This window comes from Pseudomonas sp. SIMBA_041, from assembly GCF_046535095.1.
Lineage (GTDB): Bacteria > Pseudomonadota > Gammaproteobacteria > Pseudomonadales > Pseudomonadaceae > Aquipseudomonas > Aquipseudomonas mucoides.
In genome coordinates this window covers 1-260 of record NZ_JAWRXJ010000501.1, presented here as the reverse complement: position 1 = coordinate 260, position 260 = coordinate 1, and the positions used below count along the sequence as shown (strand labels likewise).

The following is a 260-nucleotide window of genomic DNA, read 5'->3' as shown; positions in this document are numbered from 1 at the left end:
AGCCTCGCTGGCCAGTTCCGCCACGCGCAACATCGTCAGTGGCGTGGTTTCCGAAGGCTTAATCACGATTGAACAGCCTGCTGCCAGTGCTGGCATCACCTTCCACATGCCAATCATCAACGGAAAGTTCCATGGCACAATTCCCGCTACCACGCCAACCGGCTCTTTACGCGTCCAGGCCTGATAACGCGCCCCCTGGGGTAAGGGAATCGACAAGTCCAGCGTTTTACCCGCGATTTTGGTCGTTAACCCGGCGGTAT

At 57.3% G+C, this 260-nt stretch carries 1 protein-coding gene; it reads right to left on the bottom strand.

Features of this window, described 5'->3' with window-relative positions; all coding sequences use genetic code 11:
• A partial coding sequence (locus SB725_RS32090; protein ID WP_410923517.1) for an aldehyde dehydrogenase family protein occupies positions 1-260 on the bottom strand: 260 nt, incomplete at both ends.